Below are 8,510 nucleotides of genomic sequence, written 5' to 3'. Positions count from 1 at the left end.
GTCGATCCAGCCCATCGCACGCTGCAGCACCAGGGTACGCAACTGGCTGGCCAGCGAATGAAGGATGCGCAGCGGGTGGCGTCGATCGACCAGATTGTCTTCCAGCGCCTCAATCACGCCGCTGTTGTCGAGGGCCTCACGCAACAGCAGAGCGCCGCTGTCGCTGGTAGTGCGCTGGCCGCTCAGCTCAACACGGACAGCGCCGTTGCATGAGGGCGTCCAGGTGGATAGGCTTTCATCCATAGCGGATGGCTCTCTTGGTTCAGATTCTTGGCGGAACACACTGAATTTTCAAGAGAATACCATCCGCTATCTTCGTTTTCGGGCCGGCCTCATGAATAAGCCGGGCTCAACACTATAAAGAGAAAGAGTGCTTCACATTGATGAGTGTTGTCCACGATATGGAAAGCTCATTTCAGACCAGGCTCGCTATAGTAGTGTTAGCGAATCCGCAGCCTAAACGTTCAGGAGTGGCCCATGAAAGCCGTCGTATTCGAGCAGTTCTCTACCCCGCCCACTATTCAGCAGGTGCCGGATCCGACTCCCGAACCCCACGGCGTCGTGGTCAAGGTGATGGCTAACGGCGTATGCCGCAGTGATTGGCACGGCTGGATGGGCCACGACCCGGATATCCGACTTCCCCATGTGCCGGGGCACGAGCTGTCCGGCGTGGTGGAGGCGGTGGGCAAGGACGTGACGAAGTGGCGGGTCGGGGATCGTGTGACCGTGCCGTTCGTGGGCGGCTGCGGCACTTGCTTGGAGTGCCATGCAGGCCACCATCAGGTGTGCGATCACCAGTTTCAGCCAGGGTTCACCCACTGGGGCTCGTTTGCCGAGTATGTGAGCATTCACTACGCCGATGTGAATCTGGTCGCGCTGCCGGACACCCTGACGTTCGATACCGCCGCCAGCCTGGGCTGCCGATTCGTGACCTCTTTTCGTGCGGTGGTAGGCCAGGTCCGTGTGTCGGCGGGTCAGTGGGTGGCCGTGCACGGCTGCGGCGGCGTGGGGCTGTCGGCCATCATGATCGCCAGCGCGGCAGGCGCGAACGTGGTGGCGGTGGATATTTCCGAGCAGGCCCTGGCACTGGCGCGCCAGCTAGGGGCGGTGGCCACGGTGAATGCCAATCAGGTGGCCGACGTGGTGGAGGCGGTGGCCGAGATCACCCTAGGGGGTGCGCACGTCTCGCTGGACGCGCTGGGCCATCCCACCACCTGCTTCAACTCCATCAGCAATTTGCGCAAGCGCGGCAAGCATGTCCAGGTGGGGCTGATGCTGGCGGACCACAGTACGCCCGCCGTGCCGATGAGCAAAGTGATCGCCAACGAGCTGGAAATTCTCGGTAGCCACGGCATGCAGGCGCACCGTTACGGCGACATGCTGGCGATGATCCAGTCGGGCAAACTGGCGCCCGAGCGGCTGATTGGCCGCCGCATCACGCTGGAGGAGTCGGTGCAGGCGTTGATCGATATGGATAAGTTCGAAGGCGTGGGGGTCACCGTGGTGACGGAGTTTTGAGCCGATGCTCCGCTAGCTGTTGCCACGTAATTCTTCGATATGGGTGTCGGCATCCACATTCAAATTACCGACTAACGCGACTTCCTTCATGAAGAGCTGGCTAGCGGGCGACAGGCTAGCCCCTTTGCGGGTGACCAGTTCGTAGGGCTCGCTACGTGAGCGTAAACGTATGGGTAGCCTGTAAACCATGCCAGCGTCGACGAAGGGAGTCGAGGCATCGACGGACATGAGCGCGACGGATGCCCGGTCATGGCGAAGCATCGAAATGCTCGTGAACGCAGAAGCCGTTTCGATAGGGTAGAGCGGAAACGGTATCTTGGCCTCGTGAAACTCGCGTTCCAGCAGCAGCCGCATCGGCATGTTGGCGGGATACACGATCCACGAGGTGTTGGCTAAATCGATCAATGTCAGCGCTGAGCGCTGAGCGAGCGGATTGTCAGGGTGGCAGATGACCGCCAGCTCCTCCTCGTGGATGTCCAGACTGGTGTACAGGTGCGGCCTTTGATTGACTCGCGACCGGCAGATGGCGGCATCGAGTCGACCGCGGTCAAGTAAGTTGAGCAGGCGTGCGCTGGTATCCTCGACTATCTCGATGGAGATTGCTGGCTGCAGGCTACGAACCCTTGACAATGCCGCCGAAATCAGGGGGACGGCCCCCATGATCAAGCCCACCGCCAGTCGGCCACCCCGGCCCTGCTGCATGCTTTCCAACTCTTCATGAAAGTGGGCTAGGTCCGTATTGATCAGCCGTGCATAGCGCACCGCACAGAGTCCCATGTCCGTCGTTTCCAGCCCCTTATGGGTACGTTGAAACAGCTGAACGTCCAACATGGCTTCGATTTCGTTGAGAGCCTTGGTGGCCCCAGGCTGGGTCAGCGCCACGGATTCGGCCGCTTTCTGCACCGTGCCATGTTCATGCAAGGCAATCAGCAGACGCAAGTGGCGCATGCGTAGGCGGGAGATGATCGACGTTAGTGTAGACATGAATTTTCGTTATACCGCTATCAGAGGTTGTCATTATCCAGCGCTGGGCCCCGTGAATATAGTCAATGCAGAAAGTCACTCTCTATTTCCGAATAATTAACAAAGACGACAACACGCTATGGCACTGATCAATTACGTGACCCAAGTTCAGTTCGGCGACGGCAGCGTCGAGCTACTGCAAGACGAATGCAACCGCCTGGGCATCCATCGCCCATTGATTGTAACAGATGAGGGTATTCAACAAGCGGGGCTGCTGGAACGGATTCAGCGTGTCCTGGATCATCCCGCCGCCGTTTTTACCAAGACGCCGCCCAACCCGAACGAGGGCGCGGTACGCGAGGCGGTGGCGTTTTACCAGTCCCAGCAGTGCGATGGTGTGATCGCGCTGGGCGGTGGTTCGCCCATCGATCTGGCCAAGGGGGTGGCGGTGAGCGTGGCGCATCCCGGACCGCTGCGCCAATTCGCCGTCATCGAAGGCGGCATGTCACGGATCACGTCGGCAACCGCTCCGGTGATTGCCATTCCGACAACGGCAGGCACCGGCAGCGAAGTCGGTCGTGGGGCCATTCTGATTCTCGACGATGGCCGCAAGGTGGGCGTGCTGTCGCCCCACGTGGTGCCCAAGCTGGCGATCTGCGATCCCGAGCTGACGCTTGGCTTACCTGCCCGCATGACTGCTGCGACGGGCATCGATGCCATCGCGCACTGCATGGAAACCTTCATGGCTCCCTCGTTCAATCCTCCGGCAGATGGCATTGCCCTGGATGGCTTGCGGCGCGCCTGGGCACATATCGAAACAGCGGTCAGCGAGCCGGGCAACCGCGAGGCGCGCACGAACATGATGAGTGCCTCCATGCAGGGCGCGCTGGCCTTTCAAAAAGGGCTTGGCTGCGTGCACAGCCTGAGCCACTCGCTGGGTGGACTCAATCCGTCGCTGCACCACGGCACCCTGAACGCCATCCTGCTGCCTGCGGTGATCCGCTTCAACGCCCAGGCCGACACGATGATCAAGGAGGACAAGTTGGCGCGGATGGCGCAGGCGATGAACTTGCCAACGGGCCAGGACGTGGCGGCCGCCATGCAGGCAATGACTAAGCGTTTGAACCTACCCACTGGCTTGGGCGAGCTCGGCATTACCTCGGCCATGTTCGACGACATCATCAAGGGGGCGCTGGCGGATCATAGCCACAAGACCAATCCCATCGATGCCAGCGCCAACGACTACCGCCACCTTCTCGAATGTTCGCTGTAAACCTCGGCGAGCGATTCCTCTGAACCATCGGGAGAGCAAAGTATGAGTACCACGTTGACCGGCCAGCAGTTCATTGGCGGCGAGCGCAGCGGCCAGGGCCAAGCGTCGCTGGCCAGCGTCGCCGCCGCGGATGGTAGCCACCATGATCTGGCCTACTTTCAGGCGACGGTGGAAGAGGTCGAGCAGGCGGTAGCGGCCGCCTCTGAGGCTTACCCAGATTTTCGACAGCTCTCGCCAGAAGCGCGGGCGCTGTTTCTGGAGGCGATTGCCGACGAGCTCGACGCGCTGGGCGATGACTTCATCAATGACGTCGTGCGTGAGACGGCACTACCCGCTGCCCGTATCAACGGTGAACGGGGACGTACCAGCGGGCAGTTAAGACTGTTTGCCGAGGTGTTGCGTCGAGGCGACTTTTTGGGCGCGCGCATCGATCTGCCGCTACCCGAGCGCACGCCCATGCCGCGTCTCGACCTACGTCAGGTCAAGATGGGGCTTGGGCCGGTGGCGGTCTTTGGGGCGAGTAACTTTCCGCTGGCGTTTTCCGTGGCGGGGGGTGATACCGCCTCGGCGCTGGCCGCTGGCTGTCCCGTCGTGGTCAAAGCCCACTCCAGCCACATGATGACCGCCGAATGGGTCGCACAGGCCATCGAGCGAGCGGCACGCAGCACCGCCATGCCTGCAGGCGTGTTCAACATGATCTATGGCAGTGGGGTCGGTAAAGACCTGGTACAGGCACCGGGTATCAAGGCGGTGGGTTTTACCGGTTCGCTGTCAGGGGGGCGGGCGCTGTGTGATATGGCCGCGCAACGCCCGGAGCCCATCCCGGTGTTTGCCGAAATGTCGAGCATCAACCCTGTCTGGCTGATGCCGGCGGCGCTGCGAGAAAGAGGTGAGCGCATCGCCACTGAGCTAGCGGCGTCGGTGACCCTGGGGTGCGGCCAGTTCTGCACCAACCCCGGGCTGGTGTTGGCGGTGGACTCCCCGGAAACGGAGCAGTTCATTGCCGCGTTGGGCGACGCCCTGGCGAGTGCCGATGAGCAGGTCATGCTCAACCGTCAAACCCTGGAGCACTATCAGCAGGGCGTCGCGCGGCTCGCCGAGCTGCCCGAAGTCACTCAGCTCACCGGGGGCACTGCCGGGCCGGGTCGTGCACGGGCGCAGCTGTTCCGCGCGACGCCCGATGCTCTCTTTAGGTCGGATCGTCCGCTGGAAGACGAGGTCTTTGGGCCGACTACCATCGTCGTGACGGTACCGGATACCGAAACGCTGGCGCGCTATTTCGAGATCATGCAGGGGCAGTTGACCATCACCCTGCAGGCCGAGCCGGAAGACCTCTCCGCCCACGCGGCGATGATGACGCAGCTAGAACATCGCGCCGGGCGCCTGCTGCTCAATGGCTATCCCACGGGGGTGGAAGTGTGCGATGCGATGGTTCACGGGGGGCCTTATCCAGCGACTTCCGATGCCAGGGGAACCTCGGTCGGCACGCTGGCAATCGACCGCTATCTACGCCCCGTCTGCTTCCAGAACTACCCCGATGCCTTCCTGCCGAGCGCCCTGCAAAACGCCAATCCATTAGGGTTGACGCGCTTGGTCAACGGGCAGCTCAGCCGAGACTCACTCGGTTAGCACGCCGGTTCACGCGCAGCACATCTCCACAATAAAACAACATAGGTTCTATAAAAATGATGTTCAAAACGCCAACTCTAAAACGTATCACGCTAAGTGCCTTGATTTTACCATTAAGCTTATCGGCGCTTCATGCGCATGCAGCGTATCCTGAACGCCCGATCCAGATGATCGTCCCCTGGGCCGCCGGAGGAGGCACCGATTCGATCGCAAGAACGATTGCAGTGGCGCTCGAGCAGGAGCTCGGCCAACCGGTCAACGTGGTCAATCGAGCCGGTGGCGGCAGCGTCGTGGGTCATACCGTGCTTGCCAATGCGGCCCCGGATGGCTACACCATCGGCATGATGACCGGCGAGATCAGCATGATGCACTGGCAAGGCCTGACGGCGCTCGATTACACAGACTTTACCCCTATTGCCCAGGTCAATTATGACTATGCGGGGGTTCAGGTCAGCGCCGAATCGCCCTACGCCAGCTTGGGCGAATTGATCGAGGCCATTCGCTCCCAACCAGAGGGTACCTTCAAAGCCTCTGGCGTCGGCCAGGGCGGTATCTGGCACGTGTCGTTTGGGGGGATGCTGGTCGACCAGGAGATCGATCCGCGCGCCGTGCGCTGGATTCCCAGTGAAGGGGCAGCTCCTGCTATGGTCGATCTGGTGGCCGGCGGTATCGATATCGCGCCTACGTCAGTACCCGAAGCACGCGCCATGATCGATGCCGGACGCGTCAAATCCCTCGCCATCATGGCCCCTGAGCGTAACCCCGTTTTTCCAGACGTTCCCACGCTGAAAGAAGAGATCAATTCCAATTACACCCTTGGCGAGTGGCGTGGCATTGGCGGGCCTGCGGGCATGGACGAGGAGGTCGTCGCAACACTAGAAGCCGCGCTGGAGAACGCCTCTGAAAGCGATATCTATCAAGACTTCATGAGGCAGCAGGGGTTCGGCGCGGTATGGCGTGATTCGGCCGACTTTGCGGACTTCATGCAAGAGACCGACGCCCTGATGGGCAATGTCGTAGAGAATCTCGGGCTCAAACGCTAGGGTATCGTCGCCATGCTCAATCGCTCTTCGCAAACGCTCGGTGAGTGTTTCTCAGGGGGTGTGGTGGCGGCGTTGGGCCTCTTCATCGTCATGGAGGCCCAAGGCTTTCCCACCTTGCCCGGCCAGCGCTACGGCGCCGCGCTGTTCCCGCTTATCATCGGCTATGCCATGGTCGTGGGCGGCGCCTGGCTGGCGTTAGCCAACCTTCGCCCCGTCATGCAGTGCTTCACCGTTTCTCGCCCAGTGAACCTCAAAGCGACAGCCTTGAACTTTCATCGTCTGTTCCTACCCGTCTGGCTGGTCATTGGCTATTTGCTATTGGCCGACACTCTGGGGGCGCTTCTGACGCTGGCGCTTCTGGTCGCCTTGCTCATGCTAGTGAGCGGCGTGCGGCCCTGGCTGGCGCTGGTGATGGCACTGCTGACGGCGGCAGCGATCTGGGTCGCTTTCGTTTACATGCTCAGGGTGCCTTTACCCCTGGGCACGCTCGTTAACGGATAATTGTATGGACGCTATTCTTAGTGGTGCCGAACTGGTCTTCAATCTGCAAACGTTGGTCGTGATTCTGGCGGCGGCAGCCTTTGGTATGTTCGTGGGTGCCATTCCCGGACTAACGGCGACCATGGCCGTGGCGCTGCTGGTGCCGGTCACGTACTTCATGGCGCCTATCCCCGCTATTGCGGCGATGGTCACCACTGCGGCGGTGACCATCTTCGCCGGCGATATTCCCGGCGCTTACCTTCGCATTCCCGGCACGCCTTCTTCCGCAGCTTATGTCGATGAAGCCTATGCATTTTCGCAAAGAGGCAAGGCCAGCGAGTGCCTGGGCATTGCCCTGGTGTGTTCCGTCACGGGCGGCATCGTTGGCACCCTCGTACTGATCTTCGTGGCCCCCTCTCTCGCAGAGTTCGCGCTCAATTTCAGTGCATTCGAGTACTTCTGGTTAGCGCTGCTGGGCCTGAGCTGTGCGGTCTTCATATCGCCGGGTTCGCACTTGAAAGCCGTGCTATCGCTGTGTATCGGACTCTCTCTGGCGACGGTGGGGCTGGATTCCACTACGGGGTCGCCGCGCTTTACGTTCGGCGTGACGGACCTGATGGGCGGGGTCAATTTCATTCCGGTGATGATCGGCCTCTTTGCGATTGCCGAAGTCATGAGGTTCACCGCCAAGCCCGCCGATACGCAGGCGGTGACGGTGAAAGACACCGGCAGCGTGTTCGGTGAGGTCAAGCCTTCGCTACGCAAGTACTGGAAATCCGTGCTGCGCGGTAGCGGCACGGGCAGCTTGATCGGGGTGTTGCCCGGTGCGGGGTCCGACATTGCCGCTTGGGTCTCCTATGCCGTCAGTCGGAAGTTTTCGCGCACGCCAGAAAAGTTCGGTTCGGGGCACTCGGAAGGCATCGTGGAAACCAGCTCGTCCAATAATGCCGCGGTTAGTGGCTCCTGGGTTCCGGCGCTGGTCTTCGGTATTCCTGGCGACACGATTACTGCCGTGGTCATCGGCGTGCTGTACATGAAGGGCATGAACCCTGGGCCCGCCATCTTCATGGAGGGGGGCAGCATGGTCTATGCGCTGTTCATGGTGTTCATCGTCGCCAACTTAGTGATGTTGCCCGTGGGATATGTCGCCATTCGCCTGGGCAAAGGGTTCGTCGCCACCCCCACCCGAATCGTCATGCCTATCGTGCTGGCCTTTTGCATTGTCGGGGCATACTCCATCAACAATTCGACGGTCGATGTCATGCTCATGCTGGGGGCTGGGGTCGCGGCCTACGGTTTGGGGCGCGCAGGCTTTCCGGCAGCGCCCATCATTCTTGGGTTGGTGCTCGGAGGGATGCTGGAGAAGAGCTTCATGAGCGCGATGATCCGCAGCAATGGCGATTTGTTGGCCTTCTTCTCCAGGCCCATCAGCGCCAGCCTGGGCGCGCTGGTGATCATGATCTGGCTGTTGCCGTCGTTGATACGTTTAACGCGATGGGCCACGGCCCCGCGTTAACGCATAAACAGCGCACTAAAGGAGGTGTTCAGGCCATCAAAGAAACTACAAAAACAATGTACACACTGCTCGTCAACCCTGTCTTTAA

The 8,510-nt window shown here is 60.8% G+C and carries 8 protein-coding genes; 6 read left to right on the top strand and 2 right to left on the bottom strand.

Annotation, left to right across the window (positions count from 1 at the left end):
* Nucleotides 1-243 (bottom strand): transposase (locus CXF87_RS10975; RefSeq protein ID WP_442906360.1); only part of this gene is annotated, 243 nt, incomplete at its 3' end.
* 234 nt (nucleotides 244-477) lie between these two features.
* Here CXF87_RS10975 and CXF87_RS10970 point away from each other — a divergent pair.
* Nucleotides 478-1,518 carry a zinc-dependent alcohol dehydrogenase family protein gene (locus CXF87_RS10970; RefSeq protein WP_101146664.1) on the top strand — a complete coding sequence of 347 codons (1,041 nt, stop codon included), beginning with the start codon at nucleotides 478-480 and terminating at the stop codon, nucleotides 1,516-1,518.
* 12 nt (nucleotides 1,519-1,530) lie between these two features.
* On the opposite strand, the gene CXF87_RS10965 is transcribed toward CXF87_RS10970, so the two are convergent.
* On the bottom strand, nucleotides 1,531-2,502 hold the full coding sequence (locus CXF87_RS10965) for a LysR family transcriptional regulator (RefSeq protein ID WP_101146663.1): 972 nt from the start codon (nucleotides 2,500-2,502) through the stop codon (nucleotides 1,531-1,533).
* Nucleotides 2,503-2,620: 118 nt separating this feature from the next.
* On the opposite strand from CXF87_RS10965, the gene CXF87_RS10960 reads away from it, so the two are divergent.
* From CXF87_RS10960 to CXF87_RS10940, 5 genes are all read left to right on the top strand, one after another.
* Nucleotides 2,621-3,754 (top strand): iron-containing alcohol dehydrogenase, encoded by a 1,134-nt coding sequence (locus tag CXF87_RS10960; RefSeq protein ID WP_101146662.1) that lies wholly within the window; start codon nucleotides 2,621-2,623, stop codon nucleotides 3,752-3,754.
* Nucleotides 3,755-3,796: 42 nt separating this feature from the next.
* Nucleotides 3,797-5,383 carry an aldehyde dehydrogenase (NADP(+)) gene (locus CXF87_RS10955; RefSeq protein WP_101146661.1) on the top strand — a complete coding sequence of 529 codons (1,587 nt, stop codon included), beginning with the start codon at nucleotides 3,797-3,799 and terminating at the stop codon, nucleotides 5,381-5,383.
* 101 nt (nucleotides 5,384-5,484) lie between these two features.
* On the top strand, nucleotides 5,485-6,426 hold the full coding sequence (locus tag CXF87_RS10950) for a tripartite tricarboxylate transporter substrate binding protein (protein ID WP_332870638.1): 942 nt from the start codon (nucleotides 5,485-5,487) through the stop codon (nucleotides 6,424-6,426).
* 12 nt (nucleotides 6,427-6,438) lie between these two features.
* Nucleotides 6,439-6,927 carry a tripartite tricarboxylate transporter TctB family protein gene (locus tag CXF87_RS10945; RefSeq protein WP_101146660.1) on the top strand — a complete coding sequence of 163 codons (489 nt, stop codon included), beginning with the start codon at nucleotides 6,439-6,441 and terminating at the stop codon, nucleotides 6,925-6,927.
* A 4-nt stretch (nucleotides 6,928-6,931) separates the two neighbouring features.
* Entirely contained in the window at nucleotides 6,932-8,422 is a 1,491-nt protein-coding gene (locus CXF87_RS10940; RefSeq protein ID WP_101146659.1) for a tripartite tricarboxylate transporter permease, read from the top strand.
* Nucleotides 8,423-8,510: the final 88 nt, after the last annotated feature.

The organism is Halomonas sp. MES3-P3E, assembly GCF_002836035.1.
GTDB classification, from domain to species: Bacteria; Pseudomonadota; Gammaproteobacteria; order Pseudomonadales; family Halomonadaceae; genus Vreelandella; species Vreelandella arctica.
The sequence above is the reverse complement of the archived record's forward strand: the minus strand, read 5'-3'. Positions and strand labels throughout refer to the sequence as shown.